Source organism: Kineococcus rugosus (genome assembly GCF_050871975.1).
Lineage (GTDB): Bacteria > Actinomycetota > Actinomycetes > Actinomycetales > Kineococcaceae > Kineococcus.
In genome coordinates, this window is sequence record NZ_JBJLSJ010000002.1 from 117,293 (window position 1) to 143,564 (window position 26,272).

At 76.7% G+C, this 26,272-nt stretch carries 25 protein-coding genes and 1 pseudogene; 15 read left to right on the plus strand and 11 right to left on the minus strand.

The features are described 5' to 3' along the window. Positions 1-18: 18 nt before the first annotated feature. The 3 genes from ACRYM6_RS01600 to ACRYM6_RS01610 are packed head-to-tail and all read left to right on the plus strand — an operon-like array spanning position 19 to position 2,148. Complete coding sequence (locus tag ACRYM6_RS01600; protein ID WP_432540649.1) at positions 19-363, plus strand: hypothetical protein; 345 nt, start codon at positions 19-21, stop codon at positions 361-363. Further along, positions 363-1,172 (plus strand): nitroreductase family protein, encoded by an 810-nt coding sequence (locus tag ACRYM6_RS01605; RefSeq protein ID WP_432540650.1) that lies wholly within the window; start codon positions 363-365, stop codon positions 1,170-1,172. The genes ACRYM6_RS01600 and ACRYM6_RS01605 overlap by 1 nt, the downstream gene beginning before the upstream one ends. Positions 1,173-1,197: 25 nt before the next feature. After that, complete coding sequence (locus ACRYM6_RS01610; protein WP_432540652.1) at positions 1,198-2,148, plus strand: nucleoside hydrolase; 951 nt, start codon at positions 1,198-1,200, stop codon at positions 2,146-2,148. Between the two features lie 123 nt (positions 2,149-2,271). Here ACRYM6_RS01610 and ACRYM6_RS01615 read toward each other — a convergent pair whose 3' ends face one another. The 3 genes from ACRYM6_RS01615 to ACRYM6_RS01625 all read right to left on the minus strand — a co-directional run bounded on the left by ACRYM6_RS01615 (position 2,272) and on the right by ACRYM6_RS01625 (position 3,831). Further along, a complete protein-coding gene (locus ACRYM6_RS01615; protein ID WP_432540653.1) occupies positions 2,272-2,835 on the minus strand; it encodes an SRPBCC family protein in 564 nt (187 codons plus the stop codon). Beyond that, positions 2,832-3,152: an ArsR/SmtB family transcription factor gene (locus ACRYM6_RS01620; RefSeq protein WP_432540655.1), complete on the minus strand. Its 321-nt coding sequence runs from the start codon at positions 3,150-3,152 to the stop codon at positions 2,832-2,834. The genes ACRYM6_RS01615 and ACRYM6_RS01620 overlap by 4 nt, the downstream gene beginning before the upstream one ends. Before the next feature lie 64 nt (positions 3,153-3,216). After that, a complete protein-coding gene (locus ACRYM6_RS01625; protein WP_432540656.1) occupies positions 3,217-3,831 on the minus strand; it encodes a TetR/AcrR family transcriptional regulator in 615 nt (204 codons plus the stop codon). Between the two features lie 85 nt (positions 3,832-3,916). Here ACRYM6_RS01625 and ACRYM6_RS01630 point away from each other — a divergent pair, with 85 nt between their 5' ends. The 3 genes from ACRYM6_RS01630 to ACRYM6_RS01640 are packed head-to-tail and all read left to right on the plus strand — an operon-like array spanning position 3,917 to position 6,119. Continuing rightward, positions 3,917-4,477: a hypothetical protein gene (locus tag ACRYM6_RS01630; RefSeq protein ID WP_432540658.1), complete on the plus strand. Its 561-nt coding sequence runs from the start codon at positions 3,917-3,919 to the stop codon at positions 4,475-4,477. Further along, positions 4,474-5,490 (plus strand): alpha/beta fold hydrolase, encoded by a 1,017-nt coding sequence (locus tag ACRYM6_RS01635; RefSeq protein ID WP_432540660.1) that lies wholly within the window; start codon positions 4,474-4,476, stop codon positions 5,488-5,490. The genes ACRYM6_RS01630 and ACRYM6_RS01635 overlap by 4 nt, the downstream gene beginning before the upstream one ends. A 59-nt stretch (positions 5,491-5,549) precedes the next feature. Further along, positions 5,550-6,119: a dihydrofolate reductase family protein gene (locus ACRYM6_RS01640; protein WP_432540661.1), complete on the plus strand. Its 570-nt coding sequence runs from the start codon at positions 5,550-5,552 to the stop codon at positions 6,117-6,119. A 55-nt stretch (positions 6,120-6,174) separates the two neighbouring features. Here the strand turns inward: ACRYM6_RS01640 and ACRYM6_RS01645 are convergent. Next, a pseudogene (locus tag ACRYM6_RS01645) lies at positions 6,175-6,605 on the minus strand (LLM class flavin-dependent oxidoreductase); the annotation flags it as partial. Between the two features lie 645 nt (positions 6,606-7,250). On the opposite strand from ACRYM6_RS01645, the gene ACRYM6_RS01650 reads away from it, so the two are divergent. Beyond that, positions 7,251-8,090: a helix-turn-helix domain-containing protein gene (locus ACRYM6_RS01650; protein WP_432540663.1), complete on the plus strand. Its 840-nt coding sequence runs from the start codon at positions 7,251-7,253 to the stop codon at positions 8,088-8,090. A gap of 120 nt (positions 8,091-8,210) precedes the next feature. Continuing rightward, positions 8,211-10,928, plus strand: a complete 2,718-nt coding sequence (locus ACRYM6_RS01655) for a LuxR C-terminal-related transcriptional regulator (RefSeq protein ID WP_432540665.1) — start codon at positions 8,211-8,213, stop codon at positions 10,926-10,928. Between the two features lie 3 nt (positions 10,929-10,931). On the opposite strand, the gene ACRYM6_RS01660 is transcribed toward ACRYM6_RS01655, so the two are convergent. Continuing rightward, positions 10,932-13,775, minus strand: a complete 2,844-nt coding sequence (locus ACRYM6_RS01660) for a helix-turn-helix transcriptional regulator (RefSeq protein WP_432540666.1) — start codon at positions 13,773-13,775, stop codon at positions 10,932-10,934. A 445-nt stretch (positions 13,776-14,220) separates the two neighbouring features. Here ACRYM6_RS01660 and ACRYM6_RS01665 point away from each other — a divergent pair, with 445 nt between their 5' ends. Beyond that, positions 14,221-15,441, plus strand: coding sequence for a low temperature requirement protein A (locus tag ACRYM6_RS01665; RefSeq protein WP_432540668.1), 1,221 nt, complete (start codon positions 14,221-14,223; stop codon positions 15,439-15,441). Between the two features lie 33 nt (positions 15,442-15,474). Here ACRYM6_RS01665 and ACRYM6_RS01670 read toward each other — a convergent pair whose 3' ends face one another. Continuing rightward, positions 15,475-17,109: an MFS transporter gene (locus tag ACRYM6_RS01670; protein WP_432540669.1), complete on the minus strand. Its 1,635-nt coding sequence runs from the start codon at positions 17,107-17,109 to the stop codon at positions 15,475-15,477. Positions 17,110-17,314: 205 nt separating this feature from the next. Between ACRYM6_RS01670 and ACRYM6_RS01675 the strand changes: the two genes are divergently transcribed. Both ACRYM6_RS01675 and ACRYM6_RS01680 read left to right on the plus strand, forming a co-directional pair. Next, the gene (locus ACRYM6_RS01675; protein WP_432540671.1) at positions 17,315-18,145 is read left to right on the plus strand and encodes a MerR family transcriptional regulator; all 831 of its coding nucleotides are present in this window, start codon (positions 17,315-17,317) and stop codon (positions 18,143-18,145) included. Beyond that, positions 18,142-18,522 (plus strand): VOC family protein, encoded by a 381-nt coding sequence (locus tag ACRYM6_RS01680; RefSeq protein ID WP_432540672.1) that lies wholly within the window; start codon positions 18,142-18,144, stop codon positions 18,520-18,522. Before ACRYM6_RS01675 ends, ACRYM6_RS01680 begins: the two co-directional genes overlap by 4 nt. Before the next feature lie 52 nt (positions 18,523-18,574). On the opposite strand, the gene ACRYM6_RS01685 is transcribed toward ACRYM6_RS01680, so the two are convergent. Continuing rightward, positions 18,575-19,036 carry an SDR family oxidoreductase gene (locus ACRYM6_RS01685; RefSeq protein ID WP_432540673.1) on the minus strand — a complete coding sequence of 154 codons (462 nt, stop codon included), beginning with the start codon at positions 19,034-19,036 and terminating at the stop codon, positions 18,575-18,577. Positions 19,037-19,134: 98 nt separating this feature from the next. After that, positions 19,135-19,869: an amidohydrolase family protein gene (locus ACRYM6_RS01690; protein ID WP_432540781.1), complete on the minus strand. Its 735-nt coding sequence runs from the start codon at positions 19,867-19,869 to the stop codon at positions 19,135-19,137. 83 nt (positions 19,870-19,952) lie between these two features. Here ACRYM6_RS01690 and ACRYM6_RS01695 point away from each other — a divergent pair, with 83 nt between their 5' ends. Further along, positions 19,953-20,438: an aminotransferase class III-fold pyridoxal phosphate-dependent enzyme gene (locus ACRYM6_RS01695; protein WP_432540674.1), complete on the plus strand. Its 486-nt coding sequence runs from the start codon at positions 19,953-19,955 to the stop codon at positions 20,436-20,438. A gap of 101 nt (positions 20,439-20,539) precedes the next feature. Continuing rightward, positions 20,540-21,457: an NAD-dependent epimerase/dehydratase family protein gene (locus ACRYM6_RS01700; RefSeq protein ID WP_432540676.1), complete on the plus strand. Its 918-nt coding sequence runs from the start codon at positions 20,540-20,542 to the stop codon at positions 21,455-21,457. 192 nt (positions 21,458-21,649) lie between these two features. Here ACRYM6_RS01700 and ACRYM6_RS01705 read toward each other — a convergent pair whose 3' ends face one another. Then, positions 21,650-22,489, minus strand: coding sequence for a carbonic anhydrase (locus tag ACRYM6_RS01705; RefSeq protein WP_432540677.1), 840 nt, complete (start codon positions 22,487-22,489; stop codon positions 21,650-21,652). Positions 22,490-22,788: 299 nt separating this feature from the next. Here ACRYM6_RS01705 and ACRYM6_RS01710 point away from each other — a divergent pair, with 299 nt between their 5' ends. Both ACRYM6_RS01710 and ACRYM6_RS01715 read left to right on the plus strand, forming a co-directional pair. Continuing rightward, positions 22,789-23,718 carry a hypothetical protein gene (locus tag ACRYM6_RS01710; RefSeq protein ID WP_432540678.1) on the plus strand — a complete coding sequence of 310 codons (930 nt, stop codon included), beginning with the start codon at positions 22,789-22,791 and terminating at the stop codon, positions 23,716-23,718. An 89-nt stretch (positions 23,719-23,807) separates the two neighbouring features. Then, positions 23,808-24,137: an antibiotic biosynthesis monooxygenase family protein gene (locus tag ACRYM6_RS01715; protein WP_432540680.1), complete on the plus strand. Its 330-nt coding sequence runs from the start codon at positions 23,808-23,810 to the stop codon at positions 24,135-24,137. On the opposite strand, the gene ACRYM6_RS01720 is transcribed toward ACRYM6_RS01715, so the two are convergent. Continuing rightward, positions 24,127-25,083, minus strand: coding sequence for a phosphotransferase family protein (locus ACRYM6_RS01720; RefSeq protein WP_432540681.1), 957 nt, complete (start codon positions 25,081-25,083; stop codon positions 24,127-24,129). The genes ACRYM6_RS01715 and ACRYM6_RS01720 overlap by 11 nt on opposite strands. 201 nt (positions 25,084-25,284) lie before the next feature. Next, positions 25,285-26,265, minus strand: a complete 981-nt coding sequence (locus tag ACRYM6_RS01725; RefSeq protein WP_432540683.1) for an aldo/keto reductase — start codon at positions 26,263-26,265, stop codon at positions 25,285-25,287. Positions 26,266-26,272 lie beyond the last annotated feature (7 nt).

The following is a 26,272-nucleotide window of genomic DNA, read 5'->3' on the forward strand; positions in this document are numbered from 1 at the left end:
CGTGGTCCACTGTCGCCCGTGCCCGCACGCTCTCCGCTGCTGGTGGCCGCCGCGGGCGGTTACCTCCTGAACTGCGCCCTCGGCGCGGCCGTCGCCGCGCGCGTCCTGGACACCTCCGGGGTGCGGTGGGTGCACCACGGCCTGTACGTGACCACCGCGACCCTGACCGCCGCCGCGGGCCTGGACCTGGCCCGGCGGCGGTCGGGGGCGTTCTGGCGGCTGCTGCCGGTCGCCGCGCCGCTGCTGGCGATCCCGGCGGTCCCGGCGCGCTCGCCGTGGCACCCGGTGCTGGCGGCCACCGCGGCCCCGGCCTACCTGGCGGGCCTGCGCGCGGCGGGCCGCGCACCGGGCGGGGTGCGCTGATGGAGCTGCGGGAGGCCATCGCCGCGCGCCGCACCACGAACGGGCCGTTCCTGCCGGACCCGGTCAGCGCCGAGCACCAGCGGATCCTCGTCGAGGTCGCGGCCCGCGCCCCCTCGCAGCTGAACAGCCAGCCGTGGCGCTTCGTGCTCGTGGAGTCGCGCGAGACCATCGAGGCGGTCGCGGCCGTCAGCGGCCGCTCGATGCGCACCGCGATGGGCAACGGCACCTTCTTCGAGCGCTACAAGCGGTACTTCCGGTTCAGCGAGCAGGAGATGGAGCGCACCCGGACCGGGATGTTCTTCGACAAGCTGCCCGCCCCGCTGCGCCCGTTCAGCCGCAGCGTCTTCACCCGCTGGGGGCAGGCGGCGATGAACGTCCTGCGGGTGCCGGCGACCCTGGGGGAGCAGAACCGGCAGCTCGTCGCGGGGTCGCCGCTGCTGCTGGGGGTGATGCTGGACCGCGCCGAGTACCGGCCGGGGGAGCTGTCGGCGTTCTACTCGCTGTTCTCGATGGGCGCGGCGATGGAGAACGTCTGGCTGACCACGACCGAGCTGGGGCTGGGGCTGCAGTTCATCAGCTTCCCCATGGAGGTCCCCGGTGCGTGGGACGAGATCGTCGAGCTGCTCGCGGTGCCCGACGACCTGGAGCTCATGGCCGTCTACCGGGTGGGGTACGTGCCCGAGCAGGCGCACCGCCCGGTCATCGACTGGACCAGCTCCCAGCGCCGGCACGTGTCGCAGTACGTGTTCCGCGAGACGTGCCGCACCCCGCAGGAGGGCTGGGACGGCCCCGCGGGGCCGGGGCGCTGAGCGGGCGCCGACCTAGACTGCGGGCGTGAGCGACCCCCTCTTCCTGGACTGCGACACCGGCATCGACGACGCCATGGCCATCGGGTGGCTGGTCGGCTCCCCGCAGGTCGACCTGGTGGGCGTGTCCACCGTCAGCGGCAACCTCGACGCCGCCGGCGGCGCCCGCAACACGCTGGACCTGCTGGCCCTGCTGGGGCGCCCGGACGTCCCGGTCAGCGTCGGCGCGCACGACTTCCTCGACCACCCCTACAGCGGTGGCGCGCCGGAGGTCCACGGCGTCAACGGGATCGGTGAGGTGCAGCTGCCGCGGGCGGCGGCCGAGCCGACGGGGACCTCCGGGGCGCAGGCGATCGTGGACGCCGCCCGGGCCCACCCGGGGCGGTTGCGCCTGCTGGCCGTGGGGCCGTTCACGAACCTCGCGCTGGCGCTGGACCTGGAACCGCGGCTGCCCGAGCTGGTCGCGCGGGTGACGGTGATGGGCGGGGCGGCGCAGGCCCCGGGGAACGTGTCGGCGGTCGCGGAGGCGAACGTCGCGAACGATCCGCTCGCCGCCCACCGGGTCTTCACCGCCGGGTTCGACCTGACGATGATCGGCCTGGACGTCACCATGCAGCACGTGTTCGAGGAGTCGCACCGCCAGGCGCTGCTGGCCGCCGGGACCCCCGGGGCGGTGGCGATCGCCGGGATGCTGGAGCACTACTTCACCTTCTACGCGCAGCGGTTCGGGCGGCCCTGCGCGGTCCTGCACGACCCGCTGGCCGCGGCCGTGGCGACCGGGGAGCTGGAACCGGCGCTGGCCCCGACGGTCCCGGTCGTCGTCGACCACACCGACGGGCCCGGGCGCGGCCAGACGATCGCGGACCTGCGCGACCGCTACCACGGCTTCCCGCGCAGCCACCCCGGCGGGACCCGGGTGGCGCTGGAGGTCCCCGGCGACTTCGCCGGTGCGCTGCTGCGGCGGCTGTCGACGGTGTGAGCGCCGCGCGCCCCGCTGGACCGGGGCCGCGCCGCCGGTGGTGGTGACGGCGCTCGCCGTGGCCGGGGAGGTCGCGCCCCGGCCACGGCGTCGCCGGTGCTCCGCTCCGGCGGCGACGGCCCGTCACCGCGGCTGGTCGCGCCGGGTCAGCAGGTGCGCGCGGAGCCGGTCGACGGTGACGGTCCAGCCGCGGCGGATCCCGAGGTCGAACCAGTGCGCGACCTGCGCGTCGTCGAGGTGCCCGGGCAGCAGCAGGGTGGCCGTCATCCGGGTCCCCGGCGTCCCCGGTCCCGGCGGTGGCAGCGGCTCGAAGGTCACGACGACCCGCGGGACGGTGTCCGGGGCGGCCGGGTCCAGGTCGGGCCAGCCGCCGGGGGCGCCCCAGCTGAACTCCAGGCGGTGCGGCGGGTCGACGACGTGGTACAGCCCGCCGGTCGGGTAGCGCCGCCCGCCGGGCCCCTCCTGCAGGGTGACCCGCCACAGGCCTCCCGGGCGCAGGTCGACGGTCGGTCCGGACTGCGCCGCGGGCAGTCCGGAGAACCACTCCAGCTGGTCGGGGTCGGTCCAGGCGGCGAAGACGCGCGCCGGTTCGACGGGGTAGTCGCGGACGAGCTCGACGCTGCGCCCGGTGGCGGGTCCGGTGGCGGGTCCGGTGGCGGGTCCGGTGGGTCTGGCGGGTGCGGTCACGGTGTCTCCTTCGACAGCTGCTCGGCGAGCCGGTCGAACCGGCCGGTGAAGAAGCGGCGGTACTCCTCGACCCAGGCGTCGACCTCGCGCAGCGGGTCGGCGACCAGGCGGCACGGCCGCCACTGGGCCTGTCGCGTCTTGGCGACCAGGCCGGCCCGCTCCAGCACCGCCAGGTGCCGGGAGACGGCGGGCAGGGTGAGCTCGTGCGGGGCGGCGAGCTCGTTGACGGTGGCCTCGCCGCGGGCCAGCTGCGCCAGCAGGGCGCGGCGGGTGGGGTCGGCGAGGGCCGCGAAGGTGGTGCTGAGCGGGTCGCGCACTTGAGCACCTCCGCAATTGACGACATCGACAAGTACACGCCGCCCGGTGCCGGTCGTCAAGGGGTCAGCGCGACCGCCCGCCCGCGAGACCGGTCAGGTGCTCGCGCAGCAGGCGCGGGGCCCGGTCGTCCGGCGCGCCGGAGGCGCTGCGCACCAGGTGCAGCGCGAGGCCGTCGAGCAGCGCGTGCAGGTGGGCGACGCGGTCCTCCCCGACCTGGTCCCCGGCCTCCTCGTCGGTGGCGCCGTCGCGGTGGCCGGACAGCGCCCGCACGACGTGGCGGCAGACCAGGGCGACGTCGTCGTGCGCGGCGTCGGCGACCGGGCGCAGGTCGGCGTCGGCCAGGGCGGCGACACCGAGGGCGATCTGGACCTCGGCCTCCAGGCGGCGCCCGGCGTCCAGCGGCAGCAGCTCGGCCAGGACGGCGCAGGCGGAGTCGACGTCGGTGACCTCGGGCAGGCCGGCCAGCCGCCCGGCGGCCCGGCGGCGCACGAGGTCCAGGCAGTAGGCCAGCAGCGAGGCCTGGGTGGGGAAGGCGCGGCGCAGGGAGGCGGTGGCCAGGCCGGCTTCGGCGGCGACGCTGCGCACGGACACCCCGCGCACCCCGTCGCGGGCCGCGACCCGCCAGGCGGCCTCGGCGACCTCGACCTCCCGGGCGGCGTGGTCGATGAGCTTGGGCACCTCCGGACCCTACCCCGGATCTGGCACGACCGTGCTAGCTTCTTTGTGAACACAGTCGTGTTCACACATCGACCACGGAGGTCCCGTGCTCCTGCTCATCGTCGGCTGCGAGATCGCGTTCTGGGTGCTCGTCGTCGCCGGCCTGCTGGCCCGCTACCCGCTGCGCGCCCCGCGCACCGGCGCCACCCTGCTGGCGGCCGTGCCGCTCGTCGACCTGCTCCTGCTCACCGCCACCGCCCTGCACCTGCGCGCCGGAGCCGAGGCGACACCCGCGCACGGCCTGGCCGCGGTCTACCTCGGCTTCACCCTCGCCTACGGCCGCCGCCTGGTGGCCTGGGCGGACGTCCGCTTCGCCCACCGCTTCGCCGGGGGCCCGCCCCCCGTCCGCCTGCACGGCCGGGCCCACGCGCGCCGCTGCTGGGGCGACGTGCTGCGCACCCTGCTCTCCTCCCTGCTGGCCGCCGGGCTCCTGGTCGCCGGGCAGCACTGGGTCGGCGACCCCACCCGCACCGCCGCCCTCGACCGCTTCCTCCCGCTGCTCGGCGTGGTGTGCGCGGTCGAGCTGGTCTGGGCGATCTCCTACACCGTGTGGCCCAAGGCCGCCCCGGAGCCGGCGCTCGCGACCGCGGCCGGGCGGCGGTCGTGAGCGCGCGACGGCGGACCGCGCTGCGACTGGCCCTGGTGGCCCCGGTCCTGCTGGCGGGCGCCGCGGCGGGGGGCGCGGGCGGCGAGCAGCTGGCCCGCTGGAGCGGACGCCCACCCGCCCCCGCCGGGAGCACCACCGTCGACGTCGGCAGCGCCGTGCTGCACCTGGTGCGCCGCGGGGCCGCCCCGGGCAGCGGCGGCGGCCCGACCGTTGTGCTGGAGGCCGGCAGCGGGGAGACCAGCGCGTCCTTCGCCCGCGTCCTGCGGCACTGGGACCTCCCCGCCGCCGTCGTGGCCGTCGACCGCGCCGGGTACGGGCGCAGCGGCCCCTCCACCCTGCCGCGCACCGGCGCCAACGTCGTCCGTGAACTGCGGGCCGCGTTGCGCCGCAGCGGCTGCGAGCCGCCGTACGTCCTCGTCGGGCACTCGATGGGCGGCTTGTTCGTGCGGGAGTTCGCCCTGGACCACCCCGGCGAGGTCGCCGGCCTGGTCCTGGTCGACGCCCGGCCCGAGGACGACGCCCGCCGCACGGCGGACCTGCTGCGCGCCGCCGGCCCGGCCGCCCAGCCGTCCTGGCGGGAACTCACCCTGCTCGCCCGGACGGGCGTGCTGCGGACGCTGGCCCCGACCCTGCTGGGCGCCGCCGTTCCCCCCGACGCGCGGGCGGAGTTCCTCGACGTCACCGCGACCGGCGCCTACTTCCGCGCCCGGGAACTGGAGGCGGCGGCCGTGGCCACCACCGAGGACCGGGTGCGCGGGCAGTTCCTCGGCGACCTGCCCGTCGCGGTCGTCGCCCGCGGCCGCGCCCAGGACTACGCCGCCGCCGGGATCGACGCCGCCACCGGGCGGCGCCTGGAGGAGGTCTGGCAGGACGGGCAACGGCGGCTGCTGGGCCTGTCGTCCCGCACCCGCCTCAGCGTCGCCACCGGCAGCGGGCACCTCGTCCCGCGGGAGGAACCGGCCGCCGTGCTCGACGCCGTGCGCTGGGTGCTGGCGCGGGCCCGGCGGGCCTGACCCCTTGCCCCGCACCGCCTCGACGCCGCAAGCTGGGACCCCGCACCCCAGGAGGAACCGTGGGCAGGCTCGTCTACGCAGCGAACACCTCCCTCGACGGCTACCTGGAGGACGAGTCCGGGGCCTTCGACTGGTCGGTGCCCGACGAGGAGGTGCACACCTTCTGGAACGAGCACGAGCAGCGCATCGGCACGTCCCTGTACGGCCGCCGGATGTACGAGACGATGCGCGTGTGGGAGGACGACGACTGGCTGCGGGGCGAACCCGCCGTCGTCCGCGACTACGCGCGGATCTGGCGGGCCGCTGACAAGGTCGTCCACTCCACGACGCTGACGGAGGTGTCGACGGCGCGGACCACGCTCGCACGCACCTTCGACCCCGACGCGGTGCGCCGGTTCAAGGAGACGTCCACCGCCGACCTGAGCGTCGGCGGCGCCACGCTGGGGGCCGAGGCGTTCCGGCACGGACTGGTCGACGAGTGCGTCCTGGTGGTGCACCCCGCGGTGGTCGGCGGGGGCAAGCCGGCGCTGCCGCGCGGGGTCCGCCTCGACCTGGACCTGCTGCAGGAGAGGCGGTTCGCCAGCGGTGCGGTCCTGCTGCGCCACGCCGTGCGGAACACCGCGCGCTGAAACCCCGGGGACGACCCGGGCGCGGCTCAGGCCTGGCCCTGGGGTGCGAGCGCTGCGGCGTGGTCGCGGTGAACTCCTCCAGGGAGGGGCCGTGGCCGTGGACGGGGGCGACGTCGAAGGAGGGCCGGAACTCCCGCACCGCGTCCTGGGACCGTTCCCGGGCGAAGAACTGCCCCCGAGGCCGACGATCGCGGTGTCGGCCGGGCCGTGGCCGTAGTGCTCGAAGCGTTCGCGGTACCGCTGGACCATCTGCTGGGTGTGGGTGATGGGCCAGAAGATGTTGTTGTGGAAGAAACCGTCGCCGTAGTAGGCGGCCTGCTCGGCGATCTCGGGGCTGCGGATGGAACCGTGCCACACGAACGGCGCCACGGTGGTGATCACCGCGGTGGCGGTGGACAGGACGATGTGTCCGGTCAGGGCCGCGACGTGCCCGAGCAGGGTGGTGGGGGAGGAGGGCACGAAGGGCGGGTCGTGGTGCTCGCCGGTGGGCTCCGGTTCCCGAACGGTTTGAGCCGGTCGTCGTGGGTGGTGGATCGGCGGCGGGTCGGGCTCCGCGGGGAGACGTTCCCCTCCGGACGTCTCCGCGCGGCCCCGTCGGCGACCCGCAGGACCGGTGAGGCGATCCTGCCGGACGCCGGCGTCCGCACGGTCTCACCAGCCTGACCCTCGGGAGGTCTGGCTGCCCCTTCGCCGCCTCCCCAGCCTCGCGGCGTGCAGCGGGGAGCGGGCGTGCACCGGCCGTCGTGCGCGATCGGTCCCTCGACGTGCGGGCCTCCGACGAGGGGTGGTCCGCCGGCTCGTGACCGGCGTCCTGCACCTGCCGCTCCAGGAGTTCGCGGTGGCCGGAGCGGGGACGGGGACGGCCGTCCGGTGCCCCGCGGGCCTCGCCTGACCGCCACCGGCAGCGGCGTTCACTGCACCATCAATAGAGGAAGTTCAGTTACCGGAGCTAATTCCGCACACATACTTGGCGTTGCGAAAAACCTGGCCACAACCAGAAGCCCACCCTCGCCGGGACCGGCAGCTGCACGCGGGGACCGAGCCCACCGGCCCGGGGAGTGCAGTCATCTGGCGGACGCCGATCCGCCCCCGGGCGCGGCAGCATGGAGCTCCACGAGGCGGAGGTGACAGGTGGGCAACCACGACAGCGACCTGGGGAAGTTCCTGCGCGCCAGGCGCGACGCCCTGCAACCGGAGGACGTCGGGCTGCGCCGTGAACCCGGGCGCAGGGTTCCCGGGCTGCGGCGGGAGGAGGTCGCGCGCCTGGCGGACATCAGCTCCGAGTACTACCTGCGACTGGAGCAGGGGCACGACCACCAGCCCTCCGGGCAGGTCCTGGCCGCTCTGAGCCGGGCCCTGCGGCTGGACGCGGCCGGCGCGGAGTACCTCTACGGCCTCGTGCACCCGTTCCGGCGGCAGGCCCTCGTCCCGCGACCGCGCGCGTGCCCCGGGGAGGACCTGGAGTCGGTCGTCGCGGCGGTCCGCGGGGCCCCGGCGATCCTCGTGGACTCCACGAAGGACGTCGTCGCCAGCAACCGGCTGGCCCGTTCGATGGTGCAGGGGTGGTTCCGCCCGGGCCGCAACATCGTCCTGAACACCTTCGACCCCCTCGTCAAGAGCAGCATGCCCGGCTGGCCGGCCCACGCCCGGTCCGTGGTGGCCTCCCTGCGGTTGACCGCCGACGTCCGCGACACCCGCCTGCAGGAGATCGTCGGCACCCTCTCGGTCCGCGACGAGGACTTCCGCCGGTGGTGGAGCACCCACGAGGTCGACGCCGCCCGCCGGGGCGCGGTCCCCGTGGCCGTCGACGGGGCCGGAGTCGTGACGATGCGCTGGCAGGAGCTGAGCCTGCCCGACCGGCCCGGGTACGCCCTCATCGTCTTCACGCCCGCCGACGCCGAGGCCGAACGGGCGCTGGACGTCGTGCACCGCAGGAGCCTGTCCCGGGACGAACTCGTGCCCCAGGGCTGAGCCCGCCGGAAGCCCTGCGCCGCAACGGTCGTGGCGGTCACGGCGACCGGCCTCGCCCCCGCGGTGCCATAATCGGTCCCTCAGCGGGTGAGGGGCGAGGTGCACGTGGCAGGGCCGGTGGTGCCGACTCCTCCCGACCCCGTCGTCCCCGGTCCCCGCCCCCTGCGGGGCCGCGACGGGGAACTGGCCCGGCTCGCCTCGACCCTCGCCGGGGGCGGCGACCCGCTGGTCCTGGGGCCGCGGGGCAGCGGCCGCACCGCGGTGCTGCACGCCGCGGTGCAGCCGCACCGGGACCGGGGCGGCCTCGTCGTGCCGGTGGTCGCCCTGCGCCCCGACGCCGCGGTGCCGCTGGCCCTCGTCGTCCAGCTCGTGAGCAGGCTGCGCAGCACCGCCCGCGCCCACCCCGCCACCCGGTCCGCCACCGCCCTGCACCGCGCCCTGGACCTGCTGGTGGACCGGGTGCACGACCTGCCCGTCCCGGCCACCGCGGCCGGTGACGTCGTCGACGTCGTGACGCGGCTGGGCCGGGCGGTGCCCACCGTCCTCGCCGTCGACGACCTCGACCACGCCGACCCCGATTCCCGCGCCGTCGTGGAGCACCTGGCCGCGGCGAGCGCCGCGACCGGGGTGCCGGTGCTGGCCGCGGCGGGCCCGGCGACGGCGGTCGCCGCCGCGTGGACGCCCGTGCCGCTGCCCGCTCTGTCCCGCCGGGCGGCCGGGGAGCTGCTCGACGGTCTGGGGGTCGGCACCGACCCCGGCGTCCGGTCCCCGCTGCTGCGGTTCGCCGCGGGCAACCCGCTCGTGCTCGTGGAACTGGCCCGTCGCAACGCGCTGGACGACGCGGGTGGTTCGTGGCAGGGGCCGGAGCCCGGGCGGGGGACGCGCATCACCCACCCCCGCAGCACCGTGCGCCTGCGGGACGCTTTCACCGCGGGCCTGCGGGAGCTGCCGGGCGACACCCGGCGGGCGCTGGTCCTGCTGGCCCTGGCCGGGGAGACCCAGCAGCGGGCGGTGACCCGCCTGGCCGGCCGGTCCCGGCCGGACGCCGTGTGGGGGCCGGCGTCGCGGGCGGGAATCGTGCACCGCGACGGGTCCGCCTTCGTCCACCCCGTCAGCGCGCTGGCGGTGCTGGAGGACTCCACGTTGCACCAGCGCGTCACCGCCCACCGGGCCCTGGCCGACGCCCTGCCCGCCGGCCACCCCGCGCGCGCCTGGCACGCCGCCCGCGCCGGCGGTCCCGCCGACCCGGCCCGGGCGGCCGAGCTGGCCGGGGAGCTGGCCGGTACCGCGCGGCGGCTCGCGGTCGCCGGGGCACCGGGGGCCGCGGCCCACGTCCTGGCGGTCGCCGCCGGTGTCGACGGTGTCGACGGCGGGCGGCGACGCTCCCACCACCTGGCCGAGGCCGCGCGGCACGCCCGGGCCGCCGGGGACCCGCGCTGGTCCGAGCGCCTGTCGGCCGCGGCGGCGGCCAGTCAGCTCAGCGCCGAGGGGGTGCCCTCGGCCGGGGACCTCGACGCGCTGGTCGAGGTGGCAGGGCAGGCCTGGGTCAGCGGGGACCCGTCGGTGCTGCGCCGAGCCCGGCACCTCCTCGACGCCGACGCCGACGCCACCACGGCACCGCTCTCCGCCACGCTCTCCGCCACGTTCCCCGCTGCCCACGCGGCGGTCCGCACCTGGGGCCGGCACCTGCTGGACCCGGTCGGCGGGGCGGGGGCGATCGCCTCCGCGCTGGCGGGGGAGTCCGACGTGCTGGCCGCCCTGCGCTCCGCGCCGGTCTCCGAGGCGGCCGCCCTGGGCGGGCTGGCCCTGGTCAGCGACGAGAGCGAGCGCGCCGTCCGGCTGTTCACCGAGGCGCTGCACCGGGCTCCGCGGGCGGTGTCCGGCGAGGGGCGCGCGATCCCCGAGCTGCTGGTCCTGGCGCTGGTCGACACCGGCCGCTGGGACGAGGCCGCCACCTGGACCGCGCGGTCCCTGCGGGAGGCTCCGGGCGGGCCCCGGCTGAGCAGCCTGACGTCCCGGGCCGTCCTGGCGCTGCTGCGCGCCGAGGACGGCGCCGAGGAGCACGTGCTGACCGCCGCGCGGCTGCTGTCGCCCGCCGCGTCCGGCCTGCACCTGGCGCGGCTGCTGCTGGCCCGCGGGCTGGCCGCCGCCGCAGCCGGTGAGCACCGGCTCGCGGCGCGGTTCCTCGCGCAGCTGTGGCGCCCCGACGGCGAGCCGCTGCACCCGATGGTCTCCGGTCTGGCCACCGCCGACGCCGTCGCCGCGCACCTGGCCGCCGGGGAACCGGACCGCGCCCACGCCCTGCTGGAGCGCGTGCGGGCCCGTCCCGACGTGCCGTCGGCCCGCCGCCGGTTCGTCCTGCACCGGGCCCGCGCGCTGCTGGTCGAGGACGCGGGGGAGTTCCACGACCTCGCCCTGGCCCCGGGCAGCGAGCGGTGGCCGCTGGCCCGCGCGCAGACCCTGCTGGAGCAGGGGGAGTGGCTGCGCCGCCACCAGCGGCGGGCCCGGGCGCGGGTCCCGCTGCGGGCGGCCCTGGACACCTTCGAGTCCCTGGGGGCCCGCGCCTGGGCCCACCGCGCCCGTCAGGAGCTGGCCGCCACCGGCCCCGCGGACGACGCCGCGGACGACGCCGTGGAGGGGGGAGCGGGCGCTTCCCGGCTCACCTCGCGCCAGCGCGCGGTGGCCGAGCTGGCGGCCGCGGGCCTGACGAACCCCCAGATCGGCGAGCGCCTGCGGATCTCCTCGCGCACCGTGCAGACCCACCTCGTCCACGTGTTCCGGGCGCTGGGGGTGCAGCGCCGGGCGCAGCTGGCCGAGCACCTGCGGCCGCGGGCCTGAGGCTCACGGCCCGCCGGTGGCGCCTTCCAGGAGCGCGGCCAGCTGGCCGCGGTTGCTGATGCCGAGCTTCGGGAACGCCCGGTACAGGTGGGACCCGACCGTGCGGGGGGACAGGTACAGCCGTTCGCCGATGTCTCGGTTGGACAGGCCCGCGGCGGCCAGGCGGGCGATCTGCTCCTGCTGCGGGGTCAGGGCCGCCAGCACGTCGTCGGTGGCGGGCCGCACCTGGATCCCGGTGGCGCGCAGCAGCCGGCGCGCCCGTCCGCCCCAGCCGGCGGCGCCGACCCGGGTGAACGCGTCGAGGGCGGCGGCGGCGGTCTCCTGCGCGCCGGGCAGGTGCGCGCCGTGCTGCAGCTCGGCCAGCTCCAGCAGCAGCACCGCCTGTTCCACGGGCCAGGTGCCGGCCTGCGGGGACGACGCCCGCTGCCCGAGCCGGGTCGCGGCTTCCTCGGCGTCGGGGGTGAGCAGGGCTTCGGCCGCGGCCAGGCGCAGCCGCTGGCGGGCGGTGCGCCAGCGTCCGCGCCGGGGGGCGCGGACCTGTTCGAGGAGTTCGCGCGCCCGGTCGGTGCGCCCGGTGCGGCGCGCCGCGGCGGCCAGGTCGGGCAGGACCAGCAGCCCGTGCGGTTGCGGGACGACGTCCCCTCCGGGGCCGGTGCCCGGGTGGGGGGTCAGGGCGGCGTCCAGCAGCGCGAAGGCGTCCTCGTGCTCGTCGTCGGCGGCCGCGGCCAGGGCCTGTGCCCACCGCAGCCGCAGGTGGGCCAGCGGGACCAGGGGCACTTCGCCGCGCAGCTGCTCGGTCGTGGCGGCCGCGCCGCGGCGGTGCCCGCGCAGCAGTTCCAGCACGGCGAGCTGGGCGTGGGCGATGGCGCGCAGCCCGGGGATGTCGTTGACCCGGGTGGCTTCGAGGTTCGCCACCGCCACGTTCGACGCCTCGTCCCAGCGTCCGAGGTCGATCAGCGCCCACACCAGGGCGTTGGGGGCGCTGAGGTAGATCGTGGGGGCCTGTCCGCTGAGGACCGCCCGCACCGGGGGGGTCAGGAGGTCGGCGGCCAGGGGCTGCTCGTCCAGCAGCGAGGCGGCTGCCCCGAGCTGGGCGGCGGCGTCCCCGCGGCCGCCGTGCCGGCCGTGCTCGAACGCCGCCGCCAGGACGGCTGCGCGCACCTGCTCGTCGGGGTCGCTGACGGTGCGGGCGAACAGGAAGGACGTGCTGTCCTGCAGCGCCGGTCCCCACCGGGCGGCTGCACGGGGCAGCAGGTCGGCGGTGGCCCGCTGGGAGGTGGGGTCGCCGAGGTAGGTCGCCGACAACCCGACCGTGGCGATCGCCGAGCTGACCGCTGCGGTGTCCGCTGCGGTGTCCGCTGCGGTGTCCGCTGCGGTGTCCGCGCCGGCGGGCTCGCCCTCCGGGGGGTCTGCCGCCAGCTGGTGCAGCTCCTGCAGGAGCGCTTCGAGCGTGGCGCGGGGGTTGCCCCGCATGGTCTCCAGCCAGGCCGCCATGTGGGGGGCCCGCAGGTCGCGGTGCTCGCCCCCGGTGTCCTGGACGCGGGCCAGCAGGTCGCGCACCCAGGCCAGGCGCCCCAGGCCGGCGGCCGTCACCGTCGCGTCCAGCAGCCGGTGGACCCGTCCCGCGGGGGTCGTCGACAGGTCGGCGGCCCGTTCGAACAGCACCGCCGCGGGCAGTGGCCGGCCGCTGCCGCGCTGGGCCAGGGCGACGTCGGCCAGGTGCCCGGCGAGGTCGTCGTCGGGGGCGGTGGCCGCGGCGGCCAGCTGCCAGGCGGCCTGCTCGGGCCGGTCGCCCAGGGCCGCGGCGAGCGCCCGGTGCGCCCGGGCCCGTTGCGCGGCGGGGGCGCTGAAGTAGGCGTGGGACTCCACCAGGGGGTGGCGGAAGACCACCCGGCCGCCGTCGATGCTGACGAGGCGGCGTTGTTCGGCCGGTTCCCACGCGGCCGTCCCCGGCTGCCCGGCTGCGCGCAGCAGGACCTGCACGTCGCTCTCCCCGCAGGCGGCCAGCAGCAGCAGGTGGCGGGTGTCGTCGGTGAGGCCCTCGAGGTCGCGGGCGAAGACGTCGGCCAGCACCTGCGGCACGGGCAGCGCCCCGCTGAGCGCGACCGGTTCCACGGCCGCGCCCGCGGCGGCGCTGCGGGCCAGTTCCCGCAGGGCCAGCGGGTTGCCCGCCCCGGCCCGCAGGACCGCGTCGCGGACCCGGCCGCCGAGGTGGTGCCCGCTGGTCTCCAGGAGCTCGACCGCGGCCGCGTGGTCCAGCGGTCCGACCCGGACCTGTTCGGTGACCGGGCCGAGTTCGCGGGGGACCAGTTCCTCCCGGCAGGTGGCGACGACGGTGACCGGACCGTCCGGTGGGCTGCTCAGCACCGGCAGCAGGACGTCGTAGGTGCTCTCGTCGAGGCGGTCGACGTCGTCGAGGGCCAGGAGCAGGGGGGCGCCGCCGGAGGCGGCTTCGAGGGCTGAGCGCACCGCCAGCCGCAGCAGCGCCGGCGGTGGTCCGCCGGGGGTGTCCGGGGTCTGCGGGGTGGCCGGGGTCTGCGGGGTGGCCGGGTCGTCGAGGACGTGGCGCAGGACCGCGGCCTGCCGGTCCGGCAGGTCCGCCAGGTGGGGGGTGGGCAGTTCCCGCAGGAGCTCGCGCAGGTTGGTCAGGGACGACATGCGTCCCGAGCGGTTGCCCGCGGTCCGCAGCACCCGGTCGCCCCGGGCGCGGGCGTGGTCGGCGAGGGCGTCGAGCAGGGCCGTCTTGCCGACCCCGGCGTTGCCGGTCAGGAGGACGGCGCGCCCGCCGGGGCGCCGGGTCAGCTCCGTCAGGGTCCGCCACAGCCCGGTGCGGCCGATCAGCTCCACTGGTCCCTCGTCCCTCCGCCTCGCAGGGCGGGGGACGCGCCGTCGCGGGCAGCGGACGTGCCGAGCCCCGCCGCCACCGGGGTGACATGGTGCCACGTCGCCGGCGCCGGAGGGTGCGCCGCTCACCCCGTCCGGGCCGGTCGGCACTGCGCCGCGGGGGCGGTGACCGGCGCGAGGGTGACCCTGGGAAGACCAGGGACGGTCCGGGTCCGCGGGTGGGCCGACGTGCGCCGGCCGCCGGGGAGGAGTCGTGATCCGTTGCGGCGGTTCACGTCCGCTCCCCGGGGAGGCCCTCCGCGCCCTGCGGCCGCCCCGGGTGGGGGGCCGCCGGGTCGGCGTCGGCGCCCGCCGCGGGCGGCCCGTGCCCTGCCAGACTGCGGCGGCCCCGCAGCGCGGGGTGGACCGTGGCCGTGCGGGCCCGCGGCAGGAGCGACGGAGGAGGACGATGAGCACCGGATCCCCGGCGCAGGCGCCGACGGGCGGACCCGGCGGGCGCGCACCGCGCGCAGGCCTGCGGCCCATGCACCCGCGCGACCGGCGGGAGCCGCACCGCGCGGCCAGTCCCCTGGAGCTGTTCTTCGACCTCGTCTTCGTCGTCGCGGTGTCCTCGGCCGCGGTCGAGCTGCACCACGACCTCGGCGCCGGGCACGTCACCCACGGGCTGGTCGCGTACGCCACGGTCTTCTTCGCCGTGTGGTGGGCGTGGATGAACTTCACCTGGTTCGCGTCCGCGTTCGACACCGACGACTGGCTGTACCGCGTCCTCACCCTGGTGCAGATGGCCGGCGTCCTGGTGGTGGCCGCCGGTGTCCACGACGCGTTCGCGGCCGGGGACCTGACGGTGGTGACCGCCGGGTACGTCGTGATGCGGCTGGCCCTGGTGCTGCAGTGGTTGCGGGCCTCGCGGGCCGACGCCTCCCTGCGCGCGACCACGCACCGCTACGCGGTGGGCATCGCCGTGGTGCAGGTGGCCTGGCTGGCCCGGCTGGCGCTGCCCGGACAGGGCGGCACGCTCACCTTCGTCGTGCTGGCCCTGGCCGAGCTGGCGGTGCCGGTGTGGGCCGAGCGCGCCCGTCCCACGCCGTGGCACCCGCACCACGTCGCCGAGCGGTACGGCCTGTTCGCCCTCATCCTGCTCGGCGAGTCGCTCCTGGCCTCGGCCAACGCCCTCATCGACGCCCTGCGCGAGAGCGAGCACCTGGGGGAGCTGCTCGTCTTCGCCGGTTGCGCGCTGGTGCTGGCCGCCGGCCTGTGGTGGGTGTACTTCGCCGGTCAGCACCACCAGCGGCTGGGCAGCCGCCGCGCGGGGCTGGTCTACGGCTACGTGCACTACGTCGTCTTCGCCGCCGCCGGGGCCTTCTCCGCCGGGATCGAGGTCCTGCTGGACCACGAGACCGGGCACGGCGGTCTGGGGGCGGTGGCCTCGGCGGCGACGGTGACGGTGCCGGTGGCGCTGTTCCTGCTCGCGACGTGGGGCCTGGTGCTGCGGCACGACCTGGACCGCACGGGCGACGTCCTGGTCGTGCTGTTCGGGCTCCTCGCCGGTGCCGCCGCCTTCGCGCCGCAGCCGCTGGTCGTGGCGGCGGTCGCGGTCACCGCCGCCGTCGTGACCGTGGAGCGCGCCGCAGCTGCCCGTTCCGCCGCGACCGGCCCGGCCCGCGCCTGAACCGGCCGCCGTCGGCGGGTCAGGGCCGGCGGGTCAGGGTCGGGGGACGCGGACGAGGTGCCGCGCGTCGCCGACGCGGGTGGCCGCGGCCCGCAGCCTTTCCTGGTCCTGCTGGTCGGTGCGGGTGAGGCGTTCGCGGTGCTGGGCGAGGTGGTCGTCCCAGTCGGCCACGGTGAACTGCTCGACCAGGACGCCGGGCTCGTCGAGGCAGCGGTACAGCTCCCAGGACAGGGCGCCGGTGCGCCGCCGGGAGTGCTCCACCGGCCCGGCGGCGGACAGGAACCGCGCCAGCTGCCCGGGCGCCACCTCGTAGCGGATCTGCACGAGGACCGGTCCGGTGTGCTCGTCCTCCCCGTCCGCGGGCCCGGGTGCCGCCACGTCGAGGGCGGGCCAGTAGTCCACGACCTCCCGCGCCCCGGCCGGGTGCTCGTGCAGGCGCCACCAGCGCGCGCTGAGGGTCCCGGCCAGCAGCAGCACCCCGGCCGCGCCGAAGGCCTGCGGCAGCCCGGTCCGCTGCGCCACGACACCCCACAGCGCCGCGCTGGCCGCCGTGGCGCTGAACAGGACCACCTGGTAGATCGACAGGGCCCGGGCCCGCACCCACGGCGGCAGCGAGGCCTGCACCGCGGAGTTCAGGCCGGCGATCACCACGATCCAGGCCACCCCCACCGGCAGGAGGGTCCCCAGCGCCAGGGGCAGCGAGCGCCCGGTGCCCAGCACGAGCATCCCGGCACCGAAGACGGCGCCGGACCAGGCCAGGCGGGCGGTGGGGTCCAGCGCCCGCGCCAGGCGCGGCATCAGCAGCGCCCCGGCCACGGCCCCGACGCCGGCGGCGGCCAGCAGCAGCCCGTACCCGGCTGAGCCCAGACCCAGCCGCTGCTGGGCCAGCAGGGGCAGCAGCGCCCACAGCACGTTGGCCGGGACCACGAACAGGACCAGCCGCAGCAGCGCCCGGCGCACGAAGGGGCTGTGGCGCACGTACCGCCCGCCGGCCTGCAGGCCCTGCACGAACCGCGGGTGGGGGCCGGGGGGCGCGGCGGTCGGTGCGGGCACGCTGAGCAGGGCGACGACGAAGACGGCGAAGGTGAGGCCGTTGAGGGCGAACAGCCCGCCCACGCCGAGGCTGCCGACGAGGAGGCCGGCGACGGCCGGGCCCACGGCCCGGGCCAGGTTCACCCCGATCGAGCTCAGCGAGGCCGCGGCGCCGATCTGCGCCGGGGCCACGAGGGTAGGGACGAGGGCCTGGTAGGCGGGCAGTTGCACGGCCGAGCCGCACCCGAGCAGGAACGTCGTGAGCAGCAGCGCGGTGGGGGTGAGGTGACCGCTGAACGTGAGCAAGCACAGCAGCGCGGTCAGCAGCACCTGGAAGCACTGCACGGCCAGCAGCACGCGCCGCCGGTCGAGGAACTCCGCGAGCACCCCGGCGGGCAGGGTGAGCAGGAACACCGGCAGGCTCGTGGCGCTCTGCACGAGGGCCACGAGGGTGGGGGCGGCGTGGGCGTCGAGCAGGTACCACTGCGCGCCCACGGTCTGCATCCAGGCGCCGACGTTGCTGACGGCCGAGGCGATCCACAGGACGCGGAAGGCCTTGTTGCGCAGCGGGGCCCACGGCGACGCCGGGTCGGGGGGACCGGTGGTGCCCGCGGTGCGGGCGGCGGCGGACGTCATGCCGGTCCTTCCGGGTGATCGGGTTCCGGCCCTCATCGTGCCCGTCGGCGGGGGCCGCGGGGCGCACCCGGCCTGACCCTGGCAGGACCTGGCACGACCCCTCGGGACCCGGCGGATCGCCGGTGGACCACCCGTGGATCGCCGGTGGACCGCCGGTCCGGGCGGGGGTTGACCCTCCTGCCGCAGGAGGGTCCAGGGTGGGCGCGTGAACGAGCTGATGCTGGTGGGGGAGTTCTCCCGCCTCACCCACCTGACGACCAAGGCGCTGCACCACTACCACCAGCTCGGCCTGCTGGAACCGGCCCGCACCGACCCGGTCACGGGGTACCGCTGGTACGGCCCCGACCAGGTGGACCGGGCCCACCTGGTGCGGCGGTTGCGGGCCGCGCGGATGCCGCTGGCGCAGGTCCAGGCCACCCTGGCCGCCACCGGGGCCGAGCGGGAGCAGCACCTGCTGGAGCACCTGGACGCCCTGCGGGCCGAGCTGCTGGGGACGGCGGCCGCGGTCGCCTCCTTGAGCGCGCTGCTGGGGCGGGCCGAACCGGTCGTCACCCGCACCGTGCTGCCGGCCCAGCGCTGCCTGGTCAGCAGCAGCGAGGTCGGCCCCGCCGACCTCGCCGACTGGTGCGCCGTCGTGTACCCGCGGCTGGGTGACGCCGCGCGCACCCTGGGGCTGCACCCGCGCGGCCCCTACGGCGCCGCGTACGACGCGTCCTGGTTCAGCGGGGACGGCGGCACGGTGACCGCGTTCCTGCCGGTCGCGCCGGCCCCGCTGCCCGCCGGTGCCCCGGCCGGCGGTGCGGGGCCCGACGCGGTGGTGCTGCGGGACCTGCCCGGCGGCACGTACGCGAGCGCCGTCCACGAGGGACCGTGCTCGGAGCTGGACCTGACCTACGGCCGCCTGGGCCGGCACGTGCTCGGGCTGGGCGTGGGCGGGTCCGGGCCCGTCCGGGAGCACTACCTGGTCAGCGGGGCCGACACGACCGACCCGCGGGCGCTGCGCACCGAGGTGTGCTGGCCGGTGGGGGCCGCGTGAGCTGCGCGGTCGCCCAGCTCGTCGTCTCGTGCCGCGACGTGCCGGGGCAGGCCCGGTTCTGGTCGCAGGTGCTGGGCCGTCCCGTCGACGACGGTGCGGGTCCGGGGTACGCGGGGATCGGGGTGGCCCGGCGCGAGGAGGGGCGGCTGGCGCTGATGTTCCTGCCCGGGCCGGCGGTGGGCGCGCCCGCGAACCGCCTGCACCTGGACCTGGTGCACGACGACCGGACCACGTGGCGCGCCGAGGTGGAGCGGGTCGTCGTGCTGGGTGCGGGGCTGGTGGCCGAGCGGGAGGGTTTCGGGTGGTGCTGGGTGACGTTGACCGACCCGGAGGGCAACGAGTTCGACCTGGGGGTCGACCCCGCCGTCGAGCAGTGACCCGCCCGCGGGGCGCGTTCCCGGTTCGGCTGCCCCGGGCACCCCTCGGGGGTCACGCGGGGGAGGTCGACCGGCTGCTGTACCCGGAGTCGCTCAGCAGCGAGACGTCGTTGACGGCCCGGGACCGGGGTGAGCTGAGGAACAGCACCGCCCGGGCGACGTCGTCGGCGGTGTTCACCGGGTACGGCGCGGCGGAGAAGTCGTCCACGCCCAGCCCGCGGCGGGCCATCGGGGTGTCGGTGATCGAGGGGCAGACGCTGTTCACCCGGGTCCCGGTCCCCGCGGCGGCGACGTTGACCTCCAGCACGTCGCGGAATCCCGCGCGGGTGACCTCGTCGACGCCGCCGCCGAACTCCCCGTCCACCCCGGCGGACACCACGAGGTGGTCCAGGCCGCCGACCCGTGGGCCTTCCCGCGCGAAGGCCCGCGCGAAGGCCCGCGCGAAGGCGAGCCCGACCCCGGAGGCCCCGCCGACCACCAGGACCCGTGAACCACCCAACCCCAGGTCCGGCACGGACCACCTCCTGCTCTCGGCACTCGAAACACGGCACTCGAAACCTGGAACTCGAAACCCGGAACCCACGACCTGGAACCCGCGGGGCCCCGGACGGGTCAGGACACCGACGCGTCCACGACCTCGCGGTGCCCCGGCGGCGCCGGGACGGGAGCCGTTCCCGCCTCGTGCACCAGCTCCCCGCGGAACCAGGTCTGCAGCACGGTGGTGTCGTGGATCTGCTCGGCGGGGACCTCGAACAGGTTGCGGTCCAGCACGATCAGGTCGGCCGACAGGCCCGGGACCAGCCGTCCGGCGACGTCGGCCAGGCCGGTGGCGGCCGCCCCGGACGTGAACGCGGTGAGGGCGTCGGTGAGTTCCAGCGCCTGGGTGGGGTTCAGCGCGCCCGGCACGGTCGGGTCGGGGTTGCGGCGGGTCACCAGGGTCTCCAGCCCGGTCCAGGGGTCGGGGGTGGGCAGGGCGCAGGGCCAGTCCGACCCGGCCGCCACGACGGCGCCGTCGTCGACGAACGCCCGCAGCGGCCACATGGTCTCCACCAGTTCGGCGGGCACCTCGGCGGCGATCGCGTCGGGGATCACCCCGGGGTACCAGATGTACGGCGAGGCGTCGGCGACGACGTCGAGGGCCGCGAAGCGGGGCAGGTCGTCGGGGTGGATCCACTCGGCGTGCGCGACAGGGAAGATCGGGCCGGGGCCGCGTGCGGCCCGCACGGCTGCCACGGCGTCCAGGACGGCGCGGGCGGAGGCGTCGCCGGTGGCGTGGAACTTCGCCCCGATCCCGAGGTCGTAGCAGTGCTCCACCTGCTCGCGCAGGTCCTGCGGCGTCCAGTACAGCTCCCCGCGCTCGGGGGGTGTCGTGCCGGTGGTGGCACCGGGAGGGCGTCAGCAGGGCGGTGGTGCGGGTGGTGGTGCGGGTGGTGGGCACGCGCAGGCTCAGCCGGCCCTGGTCCTCCAGGGTGCGGGCGGCGGGGTCGGCGACGGACGCCGCGACCGCGGGCCGGGCCGTGCTGGAGGTGATGCGGGCCGAGCGGCTGCGCGAGCGGGCCGCCGAGCTCGCCCCGGTGCTGCGCGCGGGCCTGCACGCCGTCGCCGCGACCAGCCCCGGCATCGGCGCCGTCCGCGGCCAGGGCCTGTTCCAAGGCGTCGACTTCGTCGACCCCGCCACCGGAGGACCCGACGGCGAGAGCGCCCGCGCCGTGGTCGAGGGCGTGCGGCGGGCCGGGGTCCTCATCAGCCGCACCGGCCGGCACGGGAACGTCCTGACGATCCGGCCGCCGCCGGCGATCGAGGAGGACGACGTGCGGACGTTGCTGGACCGCCTCGCCGAGGTCGTCGCCGACGTCGCCGCCGGGACCGGGGTCGGGGTGGGGGCCCGGGACCTGGTCGGCCGGCGACCGTCGTGACGGCGGGCCGGCCCCCGCGCCGGCGCGGGGGCCGGCTCCTGCGGGGACCGGTCCGGGCGGCTCGTCGCGCCGGGAGCACCCGGAGGTGGTTCGCTGCTCGGATGCGCATCTTCTTCACCGGCGGCAGCGGCAAGGCCGGCCACCACGTCGCGCCGTACCTGGCCTCCCAGGGGCACCAGGTCACCAACGCCGACCTGACCCCGCTGGGCCACCCCGACGTCACCGACCTGCGGGTCGACCTGACCGACGCGGGCCAGGTCTACTCGGCCCTGGCGGGCATGCCCACCATGGCCGACCTCGACGAGCCACGACCCGCCGCCGGCGGCGGGTCGGAGTACGACGCCGTCGTCCACTTCGCCGCGGTCCCGCGGATCCTGCTCGTCCCCGACGCCGCGACCTTCCAGGCCAACGTCGTGGCCCACTACAACGTCCTGGAGGCCGCGACCCGGCTGGGCGTGCGCAAGGTCGTGTTCGCCTCCTCCGAGACGACCTACGGGGTGTGCTTCGCCCGCGGCGAGCGGAAACCGCTGTACGTGCCCGTCGACGAGGAGCACCCGGTCGTGCCGGAGGACTCCTACGCCATGTCGAAGGTCGCCGGGGAGGTGCTCTCGCGATCCTTCCAGGCCCGCACCGGCGCCGACGTCTACGGCCTGCGGATCAACAACGTCATCGAGCCCCACGAGTACGCCGAGATGTTCCCGCCCTTCCTGGCCGACCCGTCGCTGCGCCGGCGGAACCTGTTCGGCTACATCGACGTCCGCGACCTGGGGCAGATGACGCTGCGCGCCCTGCAGACCGACGGCCTCGGTTTCCAGGTGTTCAACGTCGCCAACGCCGACACGTCCGTGGCCGTGACCACCCGGGAGGTCGTCGACACCTTCTACGACGGGGTCGAGGTGCGCCGGGAACCGGACGGGCACGAGACCCTGTACAGCATCGACAAGGCCCGCGACCTGCTCGGCTACGCCCCGCAGCACTCCTGGCGGGACGTGCTGGACGGCCCCCGCGCCGGGGCCTGACCCACCGGCGGCCCCCGCCGGCGGCGTGAGGTGCGGTGACCGGAGGACGCGCCCCCGGTCACCGCTTCCGGTCACCGCCCCCGGTCGCCGCGGGGTGCGAGGTCGACGCGGCTGGTGCAGGCGTGCGCAGGTGCGGCCGCGGCGCCACCACGTGGTGCCCGACCGTCCCGGCCGGGGGTTCGCACGGTCGGGTCAGGCGGCCCGGCCCGGCGCGAGCGCGGAGGTGAACGTGACGTTCCCGTCGTCCAGGTCGTAGGTGGCGCCGACGATGCGCAGGTGCCCGTCGTCCACGGCCGCGGCGAGCAGCGGGTCGGCGGCGAGCGCGCTCACCTCGGCGGCGACGTTGGCGCGCACGGCCCGGGCCAGGAGGTCGGTGCCGCCGGTGCCGTCGGTGCCGCCGGTGCTGGCCCGCGCGCGTTCCACGGCGGGCCGGATGGCCTCGACCAGGGAGTCGACGGCGGTGCCGGAGGCGGGGCTGTGGTGCTGGACCGCGTCGAGGGTCGCGCCGACCGCCCCGCAGTTCTCGTGCCCGAGCACCACGACGAGCGGCACGTGCAGGTGCTCGACGCCGTACTGGATGCTGCCGAGGACCGGAGGGGCGAGGACCTGACCGGCCGTGCGCACCACGAACAGGTCACCCAGGCCCCGGTCGAAGACGAGCTCGGGCGGGACCCGCGAATCGGCGCAGGAGAGCACGATGGCGAAGGGGTGCTGCGCGGCGGCGACGTGCACGCGCCGCTGCAGGGTGCCGGTGGTGTGCTGCTCGTGGGCGGTGACGAAGCGGGCGTTGCCCTCGCGCAGCAGTTCCAGGGCCTGGTCGGGGTCGTCGATCACCTCCGGGCGTTCGGGCGGCGCCCCGGTCCCCGGCGCCTGGCCGCCACCGGCGCAGGCCGTGAGCAGGGTGCCGGTCCCGGCCAGCGCGCCCCAGCGCAGCAACCCGCGCCTGGTGGTGGTCGAACCCGGTCGTGCTGCCGAACTCCCGGTGCGGTCGTCGGTGGCTCGCGCGGGCAGCGTTGATCTGCGGATGGTCATCGGTGTTCCCCCCGGTCGTGCCGCGCGACCCCCCGTCGCGCGGTGCGCGGTCCCCCCGGATCGCGCGGCGGGAACGTTACCGGAGCGCGGCGCGGCGGCGCACCCGAATATCCCCGGTTTCCCCGACCTGACGGTCACCCGAGCCGGAATCCCTGCGCTGCAACGTTTTATCTCACGAGTTTTCCCGATGAACCCTCGGGGGGCGGGGAACTGGTCGTAGGGTGTGCCCCGCCCGGGTCCAGGGGGGATCTGCCGGGCGCGACGTGTGTTCAGGAGGGGTCGTGGGAACGAGTCGACAGGTGCGGTTCCGTCGGATCGCCTCGGGGGTGGTGGCGGCGGCCGCCGCGGTGGGGCTGACCACCGCGGGCGCGGCCGCCGGTGCACAGGACTGCCTGCGCGGGACGGTGGCCGCGCGCTACGCGCAACTGGGCGGCGAGCAGGGCCCGCTGGGCCCGGTGACGGCGTGCGAACGGGCGACGGCGTCCAGGAGCGGGTCGTTCGCGACCTTCCGCAGCGGGGTGGTGTACCAGAGCCCGGCGACGGGGGCGTGGGACGTGTCCGGTTCGTTCCTCGGGCTGTGGCGCTCCCACGGTCATGAGAACGGGTTCCTGGGTTACCCGCGCTCGGGGGAGGTCTGGACGAACGGGGGCGTGGTCCAGCAGGCCTACGACGGCGGTGACCTCTACTGGAGTTCCCGGACGGCCGGCGCCGGCCCGCACTCGATCTCGGGGGCGTTCCGCGGGTTGTACGCCGACCAGGGCGGCGTGTACGGGCGCCTGGGGCTGCCGTTGACGCAGGAGATCGCCGGTGTGGGCCGCGGGGTCCACCAGAACTACGAGCACGGCGTGGCGTACTGGACGGCGGCGACGGGCGCGCACAGCGTCACCGGCGCGTTCCTGGGGCTGTACCGCGCCGCCGGGTGGGAGCGGGGACGACTGGGGTACCCGTCGACCCAGGAGGTCGCGATCCGCGACGGCGGGGTCTACCAGAACTACCAGGGCGGGGTCATGTACTGGACGGCGGCGACGGGCGCGCACGTGCTGACGGGCCCGGTGCTGCAGGCCTACGCCTCGGTGCAGTACGAGAACGGGCCGCTGGGTTACCCGACGTCGCAGGAGTACCCGGTGGCCGGCGGGACGCGCACCGACTTCCAGCACGGGTACGTCAGCTGGACCCCCCGGGAGGGCTGGTTCGTCGTGCTGGCCGGGCCGGGGACCGTGCCGCGGTGACCTCACGCCCGGGACGGCGCCCGTCGCGGGCGCCGTCCCGGGCGCAGGGGGTGGACGGGTTCGTCGAGCACGGGGGGAGGGGAGCAGGAGTGGTCATCCGCATCTGGCGCACCGCGGTGGACGAGGCGAGCGCCGCCGAGTACGAGCGTTTCGCGCGCGAGGTGTCGCTGCCGATGTTCGCCCGGCACGCCGGGCACCTCGGCGTCCTCATGGGGCGGCGCGGGGACCGGTGCATCGTCATCACGTGCTGGCGCAGCCCGGCGGACGTGGAGGCGCTGGAGGCCTCGGGGGACTACCGCGACGTCGTGGCGCGCATCGTGGCCGCCGGGTTCGCGGCCCCCGAGCAGTCGACGGAGACCTTCGAGGCCCACCTCAGCGAACTCGGCGGGCTCATCGGGTTCGGCGGGCTCAGGGCGTGAGGCCGAACCAGCTGCGCGCCAGCGCGGGCAGGGTGGGCGAGTCCGGCCGCGGCAGGAACTCCAGGAACGCGGCGACGTCACCGAAGCGGTGCAGGAGGGTCCAGGCCAGCAGCCGGTGGCTCAGGTCCTCGTCGAGCTCGGTGGCGTCGTAGCCGTAGGCGGTCAGCGCCTCCCGCAGGGCGGTCCGGTCGCCCCCGGTCAGGAAGACGGCGAGGGCGACGAGGTCGTACTCGTGGTGCCCGCGCATCGCGGGTTCGGCGTCGCACAGGCCGGACAGGGACCACCGCCCGTCCGCGTCGGGCACCGCGAGGAGGTTGGCGGGCATGATCTCGGTGTGCAGCAGCACCCGCGGTCCGGGCAGCAGGGGTGTGCGGTCGAGGAAGTCGTCGACCTGCTCCGACCACGCCGGCGGCAGGCCCCGGCGGTGGTGGCGTCCGGCGGCGCTGAGGCGTTGCTCGCGCACGAAGGCCGTCCAGTCCTGCGGCCACCAGTCCTGCAGGGCCGGCGGGGTCACCTCGTGCAGCGCCCGGGTCAGGGCACCGGCCTGCGCGGCCACCCGGCGACGGTCCTCCCGGGTCAGGTCGGCCCAGACCGTGGACAGGTCCTGCCCGGGGAGGCGGTCCATGAGGACGTAGCGCCAGCCGTCGCGGCTGCCCGCGGCGCGCACCGCGGGGGTGGGGACGGGCAGGCGCCCGCTCACCGCCTCCAGCACCGCGGCCTCCACCCGGGCCGCGGCGGCCTGCGGGGGCGGGAAGAGCTTCAGGACGAGGTGGTCGTCGGCGTAGACGGGCAGCGACCCGTTCGGGAGCCGCCGCAGCCGCCCGGTGGGCAGGGCCAGGCTGTCGGCCAGGGCGTCGACGCCGGGGCGCAGGGCGCTCTCGTCGCGGGCGACGCGGTGGAAGGCGTCCTCGGTCGTGACGTCGGGCAGCCGCGCGGATCGGGTCACGACCCCGAGCGTGTCGGACGGGGCCGCTGCCCGGCCACGGGTTTGCGCCGGGCGACCTGCGGCCGGACGCCCCGCACCGACCCGGTCACCCGCGTCACGAGGGGGGCATCACGGGGTCATCACGGGGGCGTCCTGGACGGCGGCGGGACGGCGGCGGGACGGGCTCCGGGAGTTCGACGTCCCCGGGGCCCGCCCGCCTGGTCACCAGCGGTCGTGCACGTGCTCGGCCACCAGGTCGCGGTAGACCTCCTCGACGGCCGAGGCCTGGGCGGCGGTCGGAGCCGGCAGGTCCGCGGCGGCCGCGTTGGCGCGGGCCTGCTCGGCCGAGCGCGCCCCGGGGATGACGACGCTGACGCCGGGCTGCTCGACGATCCAGCGCAGGGTGAAGGCGGCCAGCGGGGTGCCGCCGGCCACGTCCGCCAGCCGCCGGGCGGCCTGGACGCCGACGTCGAACGGGACCCCCGCGAACGTCTCACCGACGTCGAAGGACTCCCCGTGGCGGTTGAAGGTGCGGTGGTCGTCCGCGGCGAACGTGGTGTTCTCGTCGATCTTGCCCGACAGCAGGCCCGAGGCCAGCGGGACGCGCACGACGACCCCGACGCCGGCTTCGGCGGCCGCGGGCAGGAACTCGGTGACGGGCTTGAGCCGCAACGGGTTCAGGATGATCTGGACGCTGGCGACGTTGGGCCGCGCGACCGCCTGCAGGCCCTCGGCGACGGTCTCGACCGACACGCCGTAGGCGCGGGTGCGGCCTTCCTGCACGAGGGTGTCGAGGTCGTCGAAGACCTGGTCGGTGCTCAGCACCGGCGGCGGCGGGCAGTGCAGCTGCACCAGGTCCAGGGTGTCCACGCCGAGGTTCTCGCGGCTGCGGTCGTTCCAGGCGCGGAAGTTGTCGAGGGAGTACTGCGGGGCCTCGTGCGGGTCGGCGCGCCGCCCCATCTTCGTCGCCACCACGACCCCCTCGGGGGCCGAGGGCAGGAAACGGCCGATCAGCCGTTCGCTGCGCCCGTCGCCGTAGACGTCGGCGGTGTCGAAGAAGGTGACCCCCGCCGCGGCCGCGGCCTGCAGCGTCGCCAGGGCGGCGTCCTCGTCCACGCTGCCCCAGCTGCCGCCGATCTGCCAGCACCCCATGCCGATCGCACCGACCGTGCGCCCTGTCCTGCCCAACGTCCTCGTCTGCACGGGCTCG